Raw genomic sequence first — 18937 nt, 5'->3', positions numbered from 1 at the left:
GATGAAGATTATCCCGCTCAAGACCCGCCGATCATCGACCCTCGGCTTGCCATGGCTCTTTGGAAAGAACGGCCGCAACCGCGCCATCTGCTCATCGCTCAGCCAGAAAAGATTGCTCATCATGCCCCCATCAGTTCGGGAGCATGAATCACGCCGGCAAGGTGGTCGCAACCCGATTAATGGGTCCTGACCCTAGGTCAGTATCAAAATCGGGCGCAAGCATCAGGGCGCTATCGCGATTGAATACGACCGCTGCCCCAGCACAATTCGCATGCCGGCGCTTCAGCGGCTATCGTCGTCTACCGGCTGAAAGCGCGGCCTTCCGGGTCACGACTGCCCGGTGCCGGATAAAGTTCAGGCTGGACCATCTCGGTGACCGGAGGGCTCTTGTCCTCCAGAAGCGTGAAGGCACGCTGAACCAGCATCTTGTGCCGTTGTCGCATCATGTGCACAGGAAAGCGCAGCAACTGCCCCAGGGGCTCGTAGTCGAAGCACCCCATCGAGCATTCGGCCAGTTCGGCCTCGGGTAATGTCGCCAGAAAGCGCAGCGCACCCTCGAAAACCGAATCCGAGTTGATGAACAGCCCACGCGGAAGCCCTCCCATCATGTGATAAAGCGCTGCGATGGATTCGGTCGCAGCATCCAGATCGTAGGTCTCGGCGATGACCTGCTCTGGTTCCAGGTGCCCGACATGGGCATAAACGGCATCGGAAAAGCCTTCGACGCGATTGCGGGTGGACGGCAGCCTTCGGTCGCCCCCCAGAAAGTAAATGGTGTCTCGCGGGCTCTCTCCGATCCTGACGCCACGGCGAGTCATGCTGCTCAGGATCTCTCGGGTCAGGATGCGCGCGCCCGTCCGGCTGTCGGTGACGACAGAGGGCGCCAGATCGCAGGGCTGATCCACGAAGACATGGGGGATATCAGCGCTTTGACATTGTCGGCTCAGTTCGTCAGGGGCGACCGCGCCGACGAAGAATATCGCATCGATCGACCAGGACATCAGGTCCGTGACAGTGTCGTGCTCCTTCTGCGTGTCCCGGCCGGTGGAGATGATGACGGGGCACTGGTTGCGTGCCCGCACCTCGTCCGAGAAAGTCTGAGCGATGCTGGAGAAGAAGCGATTGTATTCGGGAACCAGCAGCGCCACGAGCCCGGATCGGGATGTCCGCAGCGCCCTTGCCTGCAGGTTGATCGAGTAGCCTTGTTCACGTGCGATGGCGATGATCCGCTCGGCCGTCGCACGCGAGATTCGCCGCTTTTCCCATGTGCCGTTCAGGGCCGCGCTTACCGTAGAGGCGGATGCGCCTGCCTTCTCGGCAATGTCGTATATCGTTTCTTTCTGGTTCTTTTTCACTGTATTACCGCATCCGCTCTCGTTCGGACCCACCGCCCCAACAGAAGTATTGACACTGTGCAGGAAAAGCACGAATGTTTGCAACATCGATTGTGCACCGAGGAGGTGAGCTGGTCTGATGCCCGGGAGTGGGTCGCAGACTTTTTTTTCAAGCAACAGCACAATCGGTTGCGCAAATGGATTGGCGGAGTGCGTCCGCTTGGGGAGGGATAGATGACGAAGATGAATTGTCTGATCGGCGCCTTGGCGCTGACGACCGGCCTGTCTACGGCGGCTGTTGCCGAAACATCGATCGGGGTGGTCGTCAAGATCGGCGGCATTCCGTGGTTCAATGCGATGGAGGATGGGATCGAACGCCGCGCGAAGGAGCTTGGCGTCGATGCCGAGATGATCGGCCCCGTTTCGGCCGATCCGTCGCTCCAGGTGCAGGCGATCGAGGATCTGATCGCAAAGGGCGTCGACGTGATCGGCGTCGTACCCAATGACGAGGCCGCGCTGGAGCCGGTTCTGCAGAAGGCGCGCGACGCGGGGATCGTCGTCATCTCTCACGAAGGGCCGGGTCTTCAGAATGTCGACTGGAACTTCGAACTGGCATCGGCCGAAGGTTTCGGCGAGGCGCATGCCAAGCTGCTGTCTGACAAGGCGCCGGATGGCGGCACCTATGCAGTCTATGTGGGATCTCTGACGGTACCGCTGCACAATGCCTGGGCCGATGCGGCGATTGCCTGGATGGACGAGAACCGTCCCGATCTGAGCATCGTCGGCGATCGCTACGGTGTTGCAGAGAACGTCGATGACAGCCGGTCTACGGCGCTGGACCTGATCGCGGCGAACCCCGACCTCAAAGGGTTCCTGGCCTTCGGCAGTCAGGGGCCCATCGGCGCCGGGCGCGCGGTCGAGGAGCGTCGCAAGACCGGCGAGATTCACGTCATGGGGCCGTTCTCTCCGGGCCAGGGGCGGAAGATGATCCATTCGGACGTTCTGACTGGCGGCTTCATGTGGAATCCCGCGCAGGCAGGCGAGGTCTTCGTGACCCTGGGCGACATGCTGGCCAATGGCCAGCAGATCGAGGCAGGCATGGAAGTCCCCGGACTGGGCGTGATCGAACCCGACTTCGAGCAGCGCGACATCATCACCGACAACCTGCTGGAAATCAACAAGAGCACCGTGGACGATCTGGCCGACATGGGCCTCTGATCCGAAGCCTTGCTGCAGGCGGGGCATCGCGCCGCCTGCCCGTCCCCATTATTCACAGGTGAAGCATGACAACTGCCGAGGCAGATCGATATGCGCTGCGCCTCCACAAGGTCTCGAAGGCCTTTGGCGGCGTGCAGGCGCTGAACCGGGTCGACTTCGAGGTGCGCGCAGGCGAGGTGCACTGCCTTGCAGGCGAAAACGGATGCGGCAAGTCGACGCTGATCAAGACCGTTACCGGTGTGCACCAGCCCGAAGAGGCCGAGCTGATCGAGCTGTTCGGCGAAAAGGTCGACCGGATCAATCCCGTCAAGGCGCGCGAGCTTGGCGTATCGGTCATCTGGCAGGACCTTGCCCTGTTTCCGCACATGACCGTGGCCGAGAACATCGCCTTCGACGACCTGGTTGGTCTGCGCCCCCGATCGGTCCGCTACCGCGAGATGGTCCGGCGGGCGGGCGATGTGCTGGACCGTCTGGGCGTCGACATCTCGCTCGGCGCGTCGCTGAACGATCTGGCGATCGCGCAGCGGCAGGTCGTCGCCATCGCCCGTGCCCTGATGAACAATGCCCGCCTGATCTTCATGGACGAGCCGACGGCCTCGCTGACCCAGACCGAAACGGACCGCCTTCTCGATATCGTGCGCAAGTTGTCGGCCGACGGGGTGGCAATCGTCTTCGTCTCCCACCGTCTTGCCGAAGTGCTGGAGATCGCAGAACGCGTGACCGTCGTGCGCGACGGAAACCTCGTGGGCGTCTATCCGACCGAAGGCATGACGCAGGCACGCCTGGGCGAACTCATGACCGGTCACCTGATCGAGGATGAGGTCGTAGCCCGCGATCTGCCCGACGCGCCGACGGTATTTCAGGCCACGGGCCTGACGCGGCGCGGTGAATTCAGCGATATCTCGTTCAGGATCAAGGCGGGCGAAGTGCTTGGCCTGACCGGTCTGATCGGGGCGGGACGGACCGAGCTGGCGCATGTGATGATGGGCATGCGTCAGCCCGATGCCGGACAGATGGCGCTGACCGATGCGCCCTATCGTCCGGCCAACATCCGAGAGGCGATCCGTGGTGGCATGGCCTATGTTTCGGAGGACAGGCTCTCTTTGGGCCTGCTGCAGAAGCAGTCGATCGAGGACAACACCGTCATCTCGGTCCTGCGCAAGCTGACCACTGCGGCCGGGCTGATCTCGGATACGCAAAAATCCCGGCTGGTCAGCCATTGGATCCGCGAGCTTGGCGTCAAGATCGGCGCACCTTCCGACGCCATCTCGACCCTTTCGGGCGGCAATCAGCAGAAGGTCGTCCTGGCCAAATGGCTGGCGACCGAACCGCGCCTGCTGATCCTCGACAGCCCGACCGTCGGCGTGGATGTCGGCGCACGGGCGGGCATCTTCCGCATCGTGCGATCCCTTGCCGAGGAAGGGCTGGCGATCCTGCTGATCTCGGACGAGGTGACCGAGATCATGCATCAGTCCGACCGGATACTTCACATGGCCGGTGGGCGCATCGTCGAGGAATACGATCCGCGCGCAATCTCGGTGCCCCAGTTGGAGGAGAAAATCTATGCGTGACGCATTCCGCCGCTATACGATCGAGCTGCGCCTGGGCGTCGTACTGGTGATTCTTTGCGCGCTGCTGTCCGTTGCTGCCCCGCAATTCGCCACCCTGCCGAACGCCACGTCGCTTCTGAACAACAGCGCGGTCAACCTGATCTGGGCCGTCGGGCTGCTGGTCGTGCTGATCGCGGGTGGCATCGACATTTCCTTCGCGGTCGCCTCGTCCGTGGTCCAATACCTGGCGGCAAAGCTGCTGATCGGCATCGGCGGCGGCAATTGGGTGCTGGGGTTCCTGTTCTGCGGATCGCTCGGGATCCTGCTGGGCCTGCTGAACGCATGGCTGATCCACGGCTTCAGGATCATCTCGATCGTTGTCACCATCGCGACCTTCAACGCCTTCTTCGGTCTGCTGATGTTCTTCAGTGGCGGGCGCAACATCTACAACCTGCCCGACTGGTGGACGGCCCGGATCTTCATCTTCGAGCACGAGAACGCGCAAGGGGTCTGGTCCGAACTGACCCTGCCCGTCGCCGTCATGATCGGTTGCATCGTCGCGACCTGGGTGCTGATCAAGCGCACGAATATCGGGCGGCAGCTTTATGCCTTCGGTGACAACCCGGAAGGCGCGCGGCGCGCCGGCGTGAACATCGCCGTCATGCAGGGCGTCGCGTTCGGATGGATGGGCCTGATGGCGGGGATCGCCGGCCTGATGCAGGTCAACCTCGTGAAGGAGGTGGTGCCCAACGCGCTCTATGGCCGAGAGCTGGATGTCCTTGCGGCCGTGGTGTTGGGGGGTGCGCGACTGGGCGGCGGCAAAGGGACGATCCTCGGCTGCATCCTGGGAGTGATGTTCGTCGCGGTCACGCAGAACGGCCTGAACCTGCTGGGCGTGTCGCCCTTCGCATTCCAGATGATCATCGGTGCCGCGATTCTCGTCGCGATCTCCACCTCGAACATCGATCTCAGCCAATTCTTCCGGAACAAGGAGGCCAGCTCGTGATGTCGCGATCCTATCGTCTGCCCGTTCAGAAGGGCATCCGCATCAGGCCCGCCACCGGCGAGAACCTGTCCCTGCTGACCCTTCTGGCCGTTCTGGTGGTGGTCTTCTCGATCGCTTCGCCCCGCTTCCTGACCGGCGCGAATCTTGGTTCGATGGGCTTCCAGATGCCACTGCTTGGGCTGCTCACGCTGGCAATGCTGGCGCCGATCCTGTCGGGCGGCCTGAATCTCGCGATCGTCTACACGGCCAACATCAGCGGCCTGACGCTTGCCTGGACGCTCATGCAGTTCGGCGGCGCCGAAGCCGGGATCGGCGCCTTCATGCTGGGCTGCGTCTTGGCGCTGGTGGTCGGCGCATTGGCCGGTGCGGCGATGGGCGGGGTCGTCGCCTATGTCGGCGCGCACCCGATCCTCGTTTCCCTGGCCATGATGATCTTCCTGCGCGGTCTGGGCGAGTTCCTGACCCGCGGGGGCGACATCTCGGGCTTCCCGGACTACATGCGCATCCTTGGGCACGGCAGCCTTGTCGGGGTTCCGGTACCCCTGATCATCTTCGGCATCGTCGCCTTCGGATGGCACATGCTGCTACGCCGTTCGCCGCACGGCTTCTCGGTCTACATGACCGGGTCGAACATGAAGGCGGCCGAATATGCCGGGCTGAACGCCAAGCGAACGCTCGTGCTGATCTATACCTTGTCGGGCGTTCTCTGCGCGATCGCGGGCATCCTGATGGCGGCGCGCTTCAACTCCGTCAGGGTCGGCCACGGCGAGGCGATGCTGCTGATCACCGTGCTCGCCTGCTTCCTGGGCGGCGTGGACCCGTTCGGCGGGCATGGCCGCGTGGCGCCGGTCGTCATCGCGCTGGTCATCCTGCAGGTCCTGTCTTCGGGGCTGAACCTTATCGGTGCGAACCAGCATCTCTCGACTGCCGTCTGGGGCCTGTTCCTGATCGCCGTGATGGTGATGCGATCCAGCCAGCTGCGGCACACATTCTTCTTCCTGTTCGGAAAGGGCAAGTAAATGCAAGGCTTTGGCGTTCATACAAGCATGTGGACAATGAACTGGGACCGCGAGGGCGCGGAACGTGCCGTCAAGGGCGCCGTGACCTACGGTGTGGACTTCATCGAGATCCCGATGCTGCGCCCGAAAGAGGTCGACACCGCACACACCGCCGCGCTGCTGGACAAGAACAACCTCCGGGCGATCTGCTCGCTCGGGCTCCCGGAACAGAACTGGGCATCGGTGAATCCAAGCGGCGCGATCGAGTACCTGAAGCTGGCCATCGATCAGACCAAGGCCTGCGGCGCCGAGGCGCTGTCGGGCGTCACCTTCGGCGGCATCGGTCAGCGCACCGGGACCTGGCCGACGCAGGGCGAGTACGACAACATCGCAAAGGTTCTGGACGCCGCTGCCAAATACGCCAAGACGGTCGGACTGCAGTTCGGGATCGAGCCCGTCAACCGCTACGAGAACCACTTGATCAACACCGGCTGGCAGGCGCGCGACATGATCGAGCGGGTGGGTTCCGACAACATCTTCATCCACCTCGACACCTATCACATGAACATCGAGGAGAAGGGGGCCGCGAACGGCATCCTCGATGCGCGCGACTACCTCAAGTACATCCACCTCAGCGAAAGCGATCGGGGCACGCCGGGCGAGGGCTGCTGCGACTGGGACGAGGTCTTTGCCACGCTGAAGGCGATCGATTTCAAGGGCGGGCTGGCAATGGAGAGCTTCATCAACATGCCGCCCGAAATCGGCTTCGGTCTGGCCGTCTGGCGTCCCGTTGCAAGTGACCACGACGAGGTGATGTCCAAAGGGCTGCCGTTCCTGCGCAACAAGGCCGCGCAATATCGCCTGATCTGATGAGCCGCCGCATAGACTTCGACGGGCTCATCGCCGAGGCACGCAGTCTTCTGGAACGCCCCGGCCGGCACATCCTCGCGATTGCCGGGGCACCGGGTTCTGGCAAGAGCACCACCGTCGACAGGTTGGCCCGGGCCTTCGATCTGACCCATCCGGGTCAGGTCGCGATCCTGCCGATGGACGGATATCATTTCGACGATGCGGTGCTGCGTCAGGCAGGTCGCCTGCCGCGGAAGGGTGCACCCGACACGTTCGACGTGGGGGGACTGGCCTCGACCCTGTCCCGCCTGGTGGCCGGGACCGACACGGTTGCGGTGCCGGTCTTCGACCGCGCGCTCGAGATATCGCGAGGGTCCGCGCGGCTGATCGGTCCAGAGGCGCGGCTGATCCTGTGCGAAGGCAACTATCTGCTTCTGGACCGTGGTCCATGGCGCGATCTTGCCCCTTTCTTCGACCGGACCCTGATGATCGAAGTGCCGGAGAACGAGCTGAAGCAACGTCTTACGGCAAGGTGGCGAGGATACCGTCTGTCACCCGCGGATATCCGCGACAAGCTGGAGGCCAACGACCTGCCCAACGGGCGCACCGTGCGCAGCGCAAGCAGACCAGCCGATCTGGTGCTGACCCAATGAAGGAAGAACACATGCATTATGTCGGGGTCGATGTCGGCACCGGATCCGCGCGGGCCGGGGTGTTCGACGCCAAGGGCGCGCTGAAGGGCACGGCCAAGCGCCCGATCGACACGTGGCGCGACGATGCGGGCCATGCCGAGCAGTCCAGCGCACAGATCTGGAAGGCGGTCTGCGACAGCGTGGCCGAGGCGGTTCTGGCAGCAGACGTTTCCGCGCAGGACATCGCGGGGATAGGCTTCGACGCAACCTGTTCGCTGGTCATCGTCGGCGGCACCCCGTCCGATCCCGCCCATCCCGACCGCGATGTCATCGCATGGTTCGATCATCGTGCAGAGGAGCAGGCCGACCGGATCAACGCCACGGCTCATCCCGTGCTTCAATATGTCGGCGGACGCATATCGCCCGAGATGCAAACCCCCAAGCTTCTGTGGCTGAAGGAGAACCGAAACCAGGCCTATGCGAGCGCCGATCACTTCTTCGACCTGACGGATTTTCTTACATGGAAGGCAAGCGGATCGGTTGCGCGATCCACCTGCACCGTCACCTGCAAATGGACCTATCTGGCGCATGAGGGTCGTTGGGACGACAGCTTCTTCGACGAGGTCGGCCTTGGGGATCTGACCGACGACGGCCATGCACGGATCGGCAGCGATATCGTCGCCCCTGGAACGGCGGTGGGCCACGGCCTGACCGAAGCCGCCGCGCGGTCGATGGGGCTGCGGCCCGGCACGGCAGTCGCCGCCGGATTGATCGACGCGCATGCGGGTGGGCTTGCGACCGTCGGTGCGGCGGGTGGCACCGGCGCAACGCGGACGCTGGCCTATGTCTTCGGCACCTCCTCATGCACCATGACGACCAGCAATGCTGCGCATCCGGTGCCCGGTGTCTGGGGCCCCTATTTCTCGGCGATGGTTCCGGGGCTGTGGCTGAACGAAGGCGGTCAGTCTGCGGCGGGCGCTGCGCTGGATCAGCTCTGCTCCTCTCACCCCGCAGCACCCGAGGCTGCGCGTCTTGCATCCGAAGACGGCAAGACCCTGACCGCTTGGCTTGCCGACCGCGCGCAGGCGAAAGACTTGGGAAGTCGCGCAGTCACGATGGCCCAGGGCTTGCATGTGGTGCCGGAATACCTTGGCAATCGCGCACCTTTTGCCGATCCAAGGCGCCGCGCGGTGATCGCGGGACTTGGCCTGCAAACCGGCCTCGACAGCCTTGTGGCACTGTATGTCGCGGGGTTGTGCGGGCTGGCCTACGGCTTGCGACAGATCATCGAGGCACAAACTCGAGCGGGCGTCGAAAGCAGCGTGATCTCGGTTTCGGGCGGTGCGGGGACGCACCCATTCTCGGCCCAGATCCTGGCCGATGCCACCGGCAGGACGGTCGAGGTCACCCAGAGCCCCGAACCCGTGCTGCTGGGATCGGCCATGCTTGCCGCCCATGCGGCGCAGGCGGTCCCCGATCTGCAGACGGCAATGCGCATGATGTCCAGCGTCGCCCACAGCTTCCAGCCGGACGCGCAGGCGGCAGCAATCCATGACGCGCGGTTCGACGCGTTCGAGCGCCTTCAGGCTGTCGCCCATGCGGTGACGTGACCGCATGGGAAGTTCGCTCAAACCTCGACCTCGACCCGGCCCAGGGGGTTGGCGCAGCAGGCCAGGATCCAGCCGTCCTCGATATCCTCGTCGCTGATGCCGCCGTTATGGACCATGTGCACCTCGCCCGAGCGTTTGCGGATCCGGCAGGTACCGCACAGGCCGAAGGTGCAGCCCGAGGGGATGTTGAGACCCGCGCGCTTGGCCACGGCAAGGACCGTGTCGGTTTCCGAACAGGCCGCCGACACGCCGCTTGCGGCGAAGACCACCTGCGCACGCGCATCCTCGTCCGGGGCCACGTCGTCGATGACGGGGGCCTCGGCCTCGGTCGCGACGGGGGCGCCGAAGCTTTCCTGGTGGTACCGGTCCATGTCGTAGCCGAGCGAGCCGAGCATTTCCCGCACCGCCTGCATGAAGGGCTCGGGGCCACAGCAGAACACCTCGCGGTCCAGATAGTCCGGCGCCATCAGGCCCAGCATGATCTGCGACAGGCGGCCCTGGTATCCGTGCCATGTCTGATAGGGCTCGGGCTCTTCGACGGTAAAGCGCAGCTGGACGCCCGGCACGCGGGCCGCGAACTGTTCCAGCCGCTCGCGGAAGATGATCTCGGACGGGGTGCGGGCGGCGTGGACGAAGACGATGTCCGTGTCCTGCGCCTGGTCCCAGGCCCAGGTCGTCATCGACATCATCGGCGTGACCCCCGACCCGGCCGAGATGAACAGGTACTTGCGGGCCGGATGCTGGTGGAAGCTGAAGATCCCCGCAGGGCCGAAGGCGCGCAGCCTCGTGCCGGGGCGCAGGTGGTCCAGCATCCAGCGCGTGCCCACGGAATCCGGCTGCGCCTTGACCGTGACCGAGATCGACAGCGGACGCGACGGCGACGAGCTGATCGTATAGGTCCGCTGCACGTTTCCGCCCGGCACCGGCAGGTCCAGCGTGATGAACTGGCCGGGGGAATAGTCGAACCACGCCCCCGAGGGCGCGCGGAAGGTGAAGGTCGCGCAATCGCGCGTCTCGGGGGTGACCATCACGCATTCCAGCGGCTCGTCGTCGGACCATGGCTCGGAGGACCAGTTCAGGCGCAGTCGCTTCATCGCCATCACTCGGCCGCCATGGTCTGCGGACCCAGCCGTTCGGTCATCGTGGCGCAATACCAGTCGGTGAACTGGATCACGCCCTCTTCCTGCAGGGTCGAATAGGGGCCGGGCTCGTAGGCGGGGGACAGGATGCCCGCCTGGTTCTCCTCGACGACCTGGCGGTCCTCGTCATTGGTGTGCATCCAAACATGGGTCAGGTCGTCCAGGTCGTAGTCGCGCCCCTCGGCCGCGCCTGCGGGCACCAGCCAATGCGTCGTCACCTGCGTTTCCGTGGGGCTGATGGGCAGCACCCGAAAGACGATGGCGTGATCGGCCAGGAAGTGGTTCCAGGTATTGGGATAGTTGAAGAACAGCAGCGCCCCCGCATCGTCGAAGGGCATCGTGCCCATGCGGTGCGACACGGCCTTCTTGCCGCTGAGGGTATAGCTTTCGGCCCCGTTCAGTAGCGGGATGCGCGCAAGGCGCCACTGCATCCGGTCGTGGTTCACGAAGCGCGAGGGCAGGCCCGCATCCTCGCAGCGGCGCCAATGGGCAATGATCTCGGGGCTGGCGCTGTCGGGGCCTTCCATCGCGGTCATGCTGGGATCGTCGGAATAGGTGCGGCACAGCGACGGATGGCTGCCCCCGCAGTGATAGCATTCGCGGTTGTTCTCGATCACCAGCTTCCAGTTGCCCTTTTCCACGATGGTCGAGCTGTGCGCGATGCGCGCGTCCTTCAGCCCGTGCGCTCCCAGATAACGCATCAGCTGGGCCGCCATCTCGTTGATGGCGGGCGGGATGCGGGCAAGGCAGATGAAGATCATCCCCGCCAGATCGACGCAGTGGACAGGCTTCAGCCCATATTTCGACGCGTCGAACTCCGGCCCCATGTCGCGCGCGAAGATCAGCTTGCCGTCCAGGTCGTAGGTCCATTGGTGATAGGGGCAGACCAGCTTGGGGTTCGTGCCGCTGGCCGTCGCGCACAGCCGCTGACCCCGGTGGCGGCAGACATTGTGGAACGCCCTGATCCGCCCGTCCGCGCCCCGCGTCACGATCACCGGATATTCGCCCACCTGCATCGTGGTGAAGCTGCCGGTCTTGGGCAGTTCCGCCGACGGCCCCGCGAACAGCCATTCGCGATACCAGATATGCTCCAGGTCGTCGCGGAAGGTCGTCTCGCTGCAATAGAGATCGCGCGGCAGCGAATGGTTCGGCTGGCGTTCCGCGATCAGCTGGGCCGTGGAGATGTGTTCGTTCATGGCGCGGCGCGATTCCTGTGCGGCAAGGGTTCATCTTCCCCCAACGATAATCGGTGCCATGCGCCTTATTGGCCCTTTTGCGACATTCCGGGCGCGAAAACGGACATGCGCCCCATTTTGCCGGCGGAGGGCCGCCGATAAATGGAAAAACATTCCAAAACATTTCTTGGCAAGTCCCGCGCCCTGCCCTAGACCTGTCGCCAAGGGAAATTCCTGCGCCATGAAGGGGGAACCATGACCGAACGTCTCGACCGCCACGGCCTTGCCGTCGATGCCCGACTTGCCGAATTCATCGAAACCAGCGTGCTGCCGGGAACGGGCGTCGATGCCGACCGCTTCTGGCAGGGCTATGCCGAGCTGATCGACGGCTTCGCCCCCGAGAACCGCGCCCTGCTGGCCCGGCGCGAGGAATTGCAGACCCGGATCGACGACTGGCACCGCGCCCGCGGCAACCAGCCCTGGGACGCCGCGGCCTATCGCGCCTTCCTGACCGAGATCGGGTACCTCGTCCCCGAGCCCGCGCCCTTCACCATCGCGAACGGCGATATCGACCCCGAGATCGCGACCCTTGCCGGTCCGCAGCTGGTCGTGCCCGTCAGCAATGCCCGCTTCGCGCTGAACGCCGCGAATGCGCGTTGGGGCTCGCTCTATGATGCGATGTACGGGTCGGACGTGATGGGCCCCGCGCCCACCGGCGGCTTCGATGCCGACCGCCGCGATGCCGTCGTGGCCCGCGTCGCGACCTTCCTGGACGAAACCTTCCCGCTGACCGCCGGCAGCCACAGCGCGGTCGAGGGCTATGGCGCGGACGACCAGGGGCTGGTCGCGACCGTCGCGGGCCAGCCCGTGCGCCTGGCGGATCCGGCGGCATATGTCGGCACGCGCAGCGATGGCGGCGATACCGGATACCTGCTGCGCCATAACGGCCTGCATGTCGAACTGGTGATCAACCCGACCGACCCGATCGGGGCCGCATCCAAATCCGGCCTCCGCGATGTCGTGATGGAGGCCGCGCTCAGCGCCATCCAGGATTGCGAGGACAGCGTCGCCGCCGTCGATGCCGAGGACAAGGTCGCGGTCTACGGCAACTGGCTGGGCCTGATGAAGGGCGACCTGGCCGAGACGTTCCGGAAGGGCGGCAAGGACATGACCCGCCGCCTGCAGGGCGACCGCGTCTTCGCGCGCCCCGACGGGTCCCAGCTGACCCTGCAGGGCCGCGCGCTGCTGCTGGTGCGCAATGTCGGCCACCTGATGACCACCGATGCGGTGCTGAAGGACGGCCAACCCACCCCCGAGGGCATGATGGACGCGATGGTCACGACCGCCTGCGCCATGCACGACCTGGCCAAGACCGAAGGCCCGCGCAACAGCCGCTGCGGCGCGATCTATGTCGTGAAGCCCAAGATGCACGGCCCGTCCGAGGCCGATTTCGCCAACCGCATCTTCGCCCATGTCGAGAAGGTGCTGGGCCTGCCCGCCAATACCGTCAAGCTGGGCCTGATGGACGAGGAACGCCGCACCAGCGCGAACCTTGCGGCCTGCATCCACGCGATCCGCGACCGGATCTTCTTCATCAACACGGGCTTCCTCGACCGTACCGGCGACGAGATCCACACCTCGATGCAGGCGGGTGCATTTGTCGGCCGCGACGGGATGAAATCGGCCAACTGGCTGAAATCCTACGAGGATCGCAACGTGCTGATCGGCCTTGCCGCCGGGATGCGGGGCCGCGCCCAGATCGGCAAGGGCATGTGGGCCAAGCCCGACGCCATGGCCGAGATGCTGGAGGCCAAGATCGGCCATCCGAAATCGGGCGCGACGACTGCTTGGGTGCCCAGCCCGACCGCCGCGACGCTGCACGCGATGCATTACCACGCCGTCGACGTGGCCCAGATCCAGGACCGCATGTCCGCCAACGCGCTGCCCGATCTGGACACGCTGCTGACCCCCGCGCTGGCGACCGAGCCGATGGCCCCGGACCAGATCGCGCGAGAGCTGGAGAACAGCGCGCAGGGCATCCTCGGCTATGTCGTGCGTTGGGTGGACCAGGGCATCGGCTGCTCCAAGGTGCCCGATATCGACGACGTGGCCCTGATGGAGGATCGCGCCACCTGCCGGATCAGCGCGCAGTATCTTGCGAACTGGCTGGAACACGGCCTGATCACCACCGACCAGGTCGAGGATGCGCTGCGCCGCATGGCCGCCAAGGTCGATGCGCAGAACGCGGGCGATCCGGCCTATCGCCCCATGGCGCCGGGCTTCGACGGCCCCGCCTTCCAGGCCGCGCGCGACCTGATCCTGACCGGCACGCGCCAGCCCTCGGGCTATACCGAGCCTGCGCTGCATGCCCGCCGGGCCGAGGCCAAGGCGATGGCCTGACGCCCCATACCGCGGGGAACCGTTCGGGCGCGCGGGGGATTTCCCCTGCGCGCCCTTTTCATTGCGGCGCGCAGCGAACGAAGGGGACAGGGATGGACAACCGGCAGATTTCCGAATTCGAAGGCCGCCTTCTGGCGCAGCGCCGCCTGCTGGCGCGGCTGATCGCGGCCATGCCCGATGCCGCGCGGGACGAGATCCGCAGCTTCATGTCGGATCGCAGCCTGCCCCGCGACGGGCAGGAGGACCCGGGCGCCGTCCCGTCCGAGGGGCAGGCGCTGGATCACGCGATGGCGGACGAGTTCCGCCGCATCGACCGGTTGGTCGGCGACCGGCTGGCCAATTAACGCGCGTCCAGCCGCGCCTGCAGATCGGCCGGATCGAACAGCGCGTCCAGATCGACCCGCGCGCGCAGCCGTGCCAGCAGCAGATACAGCCCGCCCAGCTTGCGATGCAGGAACAGGATCTCGGGCGGGGGCATCTCGGCGGCGCTGCGGGTGCGGGCAAGGTCCATGGCCAGATCGGCGATCTGCTGCGGAATGGTCGTTCCGGCGACATCGAAGACCCCGCCCTGCCGCAGAGGCCCGAACGCGATATCGATCATGTCCAGCAGCGCCTCGCGGTGATCGGGCGGGGTCTCAGTGCGGAAATATCCGATGGCGATGGCGGCATCCGCGATCGCGTCGCGGTCACCGCCAAGGCCCGCCCGAAGCAGCGCAAGGTATCGCGGCGCCACCGCCCCCGAGAAACCGCGCGTCGCGCCGAAATCCAGCAGCACGATCCGCTGCGTCGACGGGCACCAGCGGAAGTTCGCAAAGTTCGGATCGGTCTGCATCAGGTCGAACAGGAACAGCTCGTCGATGACCAGCCGGACCATGTCGCTTGCCACGCGGTCGCGCAGGTCCTGCGGCGCGTCGGTCAGCAGCTCGATCGGCTGGCTGTCGATGAAATCCATCGCAAGGACGGTGCCGGTCGTCAGCTCCTCCACCGGCCTAGGCAGCGTGAAGCGCGGTCGGTCGGCCAGATGCGCGCCATAGGCCAGCATGGCGCCGGCCTCCTGCAGGTAATCCGCCTCTTGGCGCAGCTGGGTGCGGGCCTCGTCCATCAGGGCGGGCAGGTCGATCCCCGGCGGCGTCACCCCCGGCATCCGCAGCAGCATCCCCAGGTTCGACAGATCGCTGTCGATGCTGTCCGCGACGCCCGGATACTGGACATTGATCGCAAGGTCGCGACCGTCCTTCAGCCTTGCGCGATGGACCTGCCCGATCGAGGCCGCGGCAATGGGGCGGGTCTCGAACCGGTCGAAACGGTGGATCCAGCCCTCGCCCCAGGCGGCGTCCAGCTGGCTGCGCAACTGTCGGGGCGGCATGTGATCCGCATCGGCACGCAACCGCGCCATCACCTGCGCCAGCTCGGGCGGCAGCACCGCCCCCGCATCCATCGAGATCAGCTGCCCCAGCTTCATCGCGGCCCCGCGCATCCGCGCCAACTGGTCGGTCAGCCGCAGGGCATTTCCCGGCGTCAGGAACAGCTGCGACGCCGAAGGCCGCCTGCCCTGCGCGATTTCCCGAAGCCCCGTCGCCATGGCACGCGCACCCATGCCCCCGGCAAGCCCCCCGATCCGCGCCATGCGCGACAGCCGCCCCTGCGGGACGGGCCGGATGCGCGGCTCATCGTTCATCGACGCCCCGCGCCAGCAGGTGGCCCGCCATTTCTCGGCCGCTGGCCCAGCCATCCTCGGCATAGGGGCCAAGCGTCCAATCGCCGCCAACGATCACCGCGCTGGCCTGGTCCGCAAGGAACGGAGCCCCGAGCGGATGCGACGCCTGGGAATAGAGCCAGCGATGCGCGACGGCATGCTTCAGCGCCTCGGGCGGGGCCTGGATGATGCGCAGCAGCTCGGGGGCCATGATTTCTGCCAGCTCGGGCAACGGCATATCGACATGGCGCGCGCTGAAATCGGGATCGGCCTGCGCGACCCAGGTGGTCAGCCGCTGCCCTTCCCGGCCCGGCTTCGCGCCGTCATTGGCGATCCATGACATCGCCCCCCGCCCGATCCGCGTCGTGAACGGCGCGGGCGCATCAACCCCCGCCATCAGCGTGGCGCAGGCATGGAAGCGCACCTGCATCAGGCGGTCATAGAGGGGATGCGTCTCGCCCAGCAGTTCCGCCGCCTGGGGCGCGGGAATGGCCAGCACCAGCTGCCTTGCGCGAAAGACCTCGTTGCCGGACAGCAGGCTCCAGATATGGCCGTCGAAGACGATCCGCTCGATCCGGACGCCCTGCACCACCTCCAGCCCCGAGGCAAGCGCGCGGGACAGGTCCACCATCGTGGGCGTTCCGATGCACCATTCGTCGCCCGGTCCGATGGACCAATGGGCCAGCTTGGCTCCGGCCTTCTTCAGGAAGGCATGGAATTCGGGGGTGGAACACTGGATGCCCTGCGCGCCGTGATCGAAATGCATCCCGTCGCCCGTGCAGCGCGATGCAAGACGTCCGCCGATGAAGCGACCCTTGTCGAACAGGCGAACCCTCAGCCCCCGGCGTGAAAGCGCACGCCCACAGGTGATCCCCGTGATCCCGGCGCCGATGATGGCAATATCCTCGACCAGCACGTCAAAACCCTCCGCACCATGTACAATGCCACAAACGGAACACGTGACACTGCGTCACTGTGGCGCGCGGATGTTAGACCAGCTTCAGCCCTCCGAGAAAGTCCAGAAACCGCGAAAGCGCCGCGGTCACCAGTTTCCGGCTGGAATAGACGACATGGACCGGAACGCCCGGCAGCGCGTAATCGGGCATGACCTGCACCAACCGACCCTCGGCCAGGTCCGCCGCGACCTGGAATTCGGGCGCCAGCGCGATGCCCCGTCCGCCGACCGCCATCGCACGCAGAAGATCGCCGTTGTTGCTGGAAAAGGCGGGCGTGATCTTCTGATAGATCACCTCGTTGCCGTTGCGCAGCGGCCATGTGCCCGGCCCGCGCAGGTTGGTGTAATGCAGGCAGGCATGGTCGCGCAGGTCGGCGGGGATGCGGGGGCTGCCATGCCGCTGGATGTAATCGGGCGCCGCGACCAGCAGGATATGCGCGTCGTCCAGCCTGCGCGCGTGCAGGGCGCTGTCCTCCAGCTCTCCGATGCGGATCATGGCGTCGAACCCCTCGCGCACCATGTCGGACCTTCCATCTTCCAGCACCAGGTCCAGCTGGATGTCGGGATGGTCGTCCATGAAGCGGAACAGGTGCGGTTGCAGGACCTTCAGCGTGTACTGCACGGGCGCCGCGATGCGCAGCGGGCCAGCCGGATGTTCGCCCGCGGCCTTCACGGCCTCGGCGGCGGCGTCCAGCTGCCCCAGGATCTTCGTCAGCTCGGCATGGAAGGCCAGCCCCACCGCCGTCGGCTTGACCGCGCGGGTCGAACGCGACAGCAGACGCCCGCCCAGATCCGCCTCGAGATCCGAGATCATCTTGCTGCACATGCTCTTGGAGATGCCCAGCCTGCGCGCGGCCCCCGCGAAGCTGCCCTCCTCGATGATGGCGACGAAGGCTCGAAGGGGCTTGAGTTCCATGACATGGCTCCGCAGGGCGTGAACGCAAAAAGGACCGCCTGCCCCCGAAGCCGGGGCGGGCGGTCCGTCAGGCCCCGCGTCGCGGGGCAGATCGGTCACGGATTAGTAGTAGCCGTGGCTGGAATTATCAACCGGACCTTCGGGCGCGGCGACCTTGGTCACGTTGACGATGTCCGAGGCCTCCAGACCGGCTTCGGCCAGTTCGCGGGTGGTCATGACCGAACCTGCGGGAACTTCGACGGTGACGGTCGGCTGGGCCGCACGCTCGGAACCCGCGATCGGGCCCTGGCTGCTGGCCTGTGCGGCACCGGTGGCGAGGGCGAGGGCGGCGAGAGCAAACACAACAGGTTTCATTTCATATCTCCTTGTTCTTGCGCGGTACCTGCGATCAGGTCCGTTTGGATGAGCGGGAGATATGCCCCGTGCCGCCGGAAGATTAGCCCCCGATTTGCACCTTCTGAATTCGCTCTCGTCGAACAATGCGACAGGCGCATGACAGCCTAGCGCGCGGTGCAGACCTGATCGATGCGGGCCAGGATCGCGGGCGCGTCCCCGTCATGGGCATAGGACTGCCGGGGCCGCCCTTCCCAGTCGGCCAGCGGTCCCTGCCGGTCCTCGGGGTTGCACAGCGTCAGGCCGATGGCGATGCCGCGATCGACGACGCGAACCTCGCCCCGCGTCAGGTCGAACAGGTCGGGATCGGTCAGATAGACCGCCGCGCAGCAGTCGTGCACCAGCATCCCGTCATAGCCCGCCCCGCGATAGAAGCCGACGTAATCCTGCGACAGCTCGGCCACCAGTTCCATCCCCGCGCCGCCGCGACGGGCAAGGTCCTGCAGCGTGGCCGCATCCATGAAGGTCTGCGTGGTCAGGTCCAGCGGGATCGCGACGACCGGCCATTCCGCGCCGAAGACCATGTCGGCGGCCAGCGCATCGCCCCAGATATTCGCCTCGGCCGCCGGGGTGATGTTGCCCGGCACGCGGAAGGCGCCGCCCATGATCACCACGTCGCGGACCAGGGGCGCGATGCCGGGATCCAGCACCAGCGCGCGGGCAAGGTTCGTCATGCGCCCGACGGCCAGAAGCCGCACCTCGCCCGGATGGGCGCGGACGGTGTCGATGATGAAGCGCGCCGCGGTCTCGGATACCGGACCCGCCGCCATGTCGATCGGAATGTCGCCAACACCGTTCAGCCCGTGGATATGGGTCGGGAAGGATTCCTCGGCCATGTCGGGGGTCATCGTGGCCGACGCGCCCGCATGGACGGGCACGTCCTCGTGGTCCCATTGCGTCAGCAGCCAGGCGGCGTTGCGGGTCGTCACCTCGACCGGGGCGTTGCCGAAGACGGTGGTCACGCCCAGCAGGTCGATCCCTGGATGACGCAGCAGGTAATAGAGCGCAAGCGCGTCGTCCACGCCGGGATCGGTATCGAAGATGACTTTCTGCTGGCTCATGTCTC

General features: G+C 65.6%; 17 protein-coding genes and 1 pseudogene. 9 read left to right on the top strand and 9 right to left on the bottom strand.

All coding sequences use genetic code 11. From position 1 onward, the window contains the following. Positions 1 to 120: pseudogene (locus tag QMZ16_RS07200) on the bottom strand (IS5/IS1182 family transposase); the annotation flags it as partial. Between the two features lie 179 nt (positions 121 to 299). Continuing rightward, entirely contained in the window at positions 300 to 1355 is a 1056-nt protein-coding gene (locus tag QMZ16_RS07195) for a LacI family DNA-binding transcriptional regulator (protein WP_282602713.1), read from the bottom strand. Between the two features lie 213 nt (positions 1356 to 1568). On the opposite strand from QMZ16_RS07195, the gene QMZ16_RS07190 reads away from it, so the two are divergent. From QMZ16_RS07190 to QMZ16_RS07160, 7 genes are all read left to right on the top strand, one after another. Continuing rightward, on the top strand, positions 1569 to 2552 hold the full coding sequence (locus tag QMZ16_RS07190; protein ID WP_022706235.1) for a substrate-binding domain-containing protein: 984 nt from the start codon (positions 1569 to 1571) through the stop codon (positions 2550 to 2552). 65 nt (positions 2553 to 2617) lie between these two features. Continuing rightward, positions 2618 to 4123 (top strand): sugar ABC transporter ATP-binding protein, encoded by a 1506-nt coding sequence (locus QMZ16_RS07185; RefSeq protein WP_282602712.1) that lies wholly within the window; start codon positions 2618 to 2620, stop codon positions 4121 to 4123. Further along, positions 4116 to 5108: an ABC transporter permease gene (locus tag QMZ16_RS07180; protein WP_282602711.1), complete on the top strand. Its 993-nt coding sequence runs from the start codon at positions 4116 to 4118 to the stop codon at positions 5106 to 5108. The genes QMZ16_RS07185 and QMZ16_RS07180 overlap by 8 nt, the downstream gene beginning before the upstream one ends. Then, positions 5108 to 6127: an ABC transporter permease gene (locus tag QMZ16_RS07175; RefSeq protein ID WP_282602710.1), complete on the top strand. Its 1020-nt coding sequence runs from the start codon at positions 5108 to 5110 to the stop codon at positions 6125 to 6127. The genes QMZ16_RS07180 and QMZ16_RS07175 overlap by 1 nt, the downstream gene beginning before the upstream one ends. Further along, positions 6128 to 6976, top strand: a complete 849-nt coding sequence (locus tag QMZ16_RS07170) for a sugar phosphate isomerase/epimerase (RefSeq protein ID WP_348984656.1) — start codon at positions 6128 to 6130, stop codon at positions 6974 to 6976. After that, positions 6976 to 7608 carry a nucleoside triphosphate hydrolase gene (locus tag QMZ16_RS07165; RefSeq protein ID WP_282602708.1) on the top strand — a complete coding sequence of 211 codons (633 nt, stop codon included), beginning with the start codon at positions 6976 to 6978 and terminating at the stop codon, positions 7606 to 7608. Before QMZ16_RS07170 ends, QMZ16_RS07165 begins: the two co-directional genes overlap by 1 nt. A gap of 11 nt (positions 7609 to 7619) precedes the next feature. After that, complete coding sequence (locus tag QMZ16_RS07160; protein ID WP_282602707.1) at positions 7620 to 9197, top strand: FGGY-family carbohydrate kinase; 1578 nt, start codon at positions 7620 to 7622, stop codon at positions 9195 to 9197. 17 nt (positions 9198 to 9214) lie between these two features. On the opposite strand, the gene QMZ16_RS07155 is transcribed toward QMZ16_RS07160, so the two are convergent. Next, entirely contained in the window at positions 9215 to 10291 is a 1077-nt protein-coding gene (locus QMZ16_RS07155) for a hybrid-cluster NAD(P)-dependent oxidoreductase (protein ID WP_028725540.1), read from the bottom strand. A 5-nt stretch (positions 10292 to 10296) separates the two neighbouring features. Further along, a complete protein-coding gene (locus QMZ16_RS07150; RefSeq protein ID WP_282602706.1) occupies positions 10297 to 11532 on the bottom strand; it encodes an aromatic ring-hydroxylating dioxygenase subunit alpha in 1236 nt (411 codons plus the stop codon). A gap of 234 nt (positions 11533 to 11766) precedes the next feature. Here QMZ16_RS07150 and QMZ16_RS07145 point away from each other — a divergent pair, with 234 nt between their 5' ends. Both QMZ16_RS07145 and QMZ16_RS07140 read left to right on the top strand, forming a co-directional pair. Then, the gene (locus QMZ16_RS07145) at positions 11767 to 13911 is read left to right on the top strand and encodes a malate synthase G (RefSeq protein WP_282602705.1); all 2145 of its coding nucleotides are present in this window, start codon (positions 11767 to 11769) and stop codon (positions 13909 to 13911) included. A gap of 92 nt (positions 13912 to 14003) precedes the next feature. Then, positions 14004 to 14255 (top strand): hypothetical protein, encoded by a 252-nt coding sequence (locus tag QMZ16_RS07140; protein ID WP_282602704.1) that lies wholly within the window; start codon positions 14004 to 14006, stop codon positions 14253 to 14255. Here the strand turns inward: QMZ16_RS07140 and QMZ16_RS07135 are convergent. The 5 genes from QMZ16_RS07135 to QMZ16_RS07115 all read right to left on the bottom strand — a co-directional run bounded on the left by QMZ16_RS07135 (position 14252) and on the right by QMZ16_RS07115 (position 18932). Further along, a complete protein-coding gene (locus tag QMZ16_RS07135) occupies positions 14252 to 15589 on the bottom strand; it encodes an AarF/ABC1/UbiB kinase family protein (RefSeq protein WP_282602703.1) in 1338 nt (445 codons plus the stop codon). The genes QMZ16_RS07140 and QMZ16_RS07135 overlap by 4 nt on opposite strands. After that, positions 15579 to 16523: an FAD-dependent oxidoreductase gene (locus tag QMZ16_RS07130; RefSeq protein WP_282602702.1), complete on the bottom strand. Its 945-nt coding sequence runs from the start codon at positions 16521 to 16523 to the stop codon at positions 15579 to 15581. The genes QMZ16_RS07135 and QMZ16_RS07130 overlap by 11 nt, the downstream gene beginning before the upstream one ends. Positions 16524 to 16596: 73 nt before the next feature. Next, complete coding sequence (locus tag QMZ16_RS07125; RefSeq protein ID WP_282602701.1) at positions 16597 to 17478, bottom strand: LysR family transcriptional regulator; 882 nt, start codon at positions 17476 to 17478, stop codon at positions 16597 to 16599. Positions 17479 to 17580: 102 nt separating this feature from the next. Further along, complete coding sequence (locus QMZ16_RS07120) at positions 17581 to 17832, bottom strand: hypothetical protein (protein ID WP_022706221.1); 252 nt, start codon at positions 17830 to 17832, stop codon at positions 17581 to 17583. 146 nt (positions 17833 to 17978) lie between these two features. Then, positions 17979 to 18932, bottom strand: a complete 954-nt coding sequence (locus tag QMZ16_RS07115; protein WP_282602700.1) for a nucleoside hydrolase — start codon at positions 18930 to 18932, stop codon at positions 17979 to 17981. Between the last annotated feature and the right edge of the window lie 5 nt (positions 18933 to 18937).

It is taken from the genome of Paracoccus sp. PARArs4 (genome assembly GCF_947311865.1).
Taxonomy (GTDB): Bacteria; Pseudomonadota; Alphaproteobacteria; order Rhodobacterales; family Rhodobacteraceae; genus Paracoccus; species Paracoccus zeaxanthinifaciens.
Note: the sequence above shows the minus strand (reverse complement) of the source record. Positions and strands in the feature narration are given on the sequence as shown.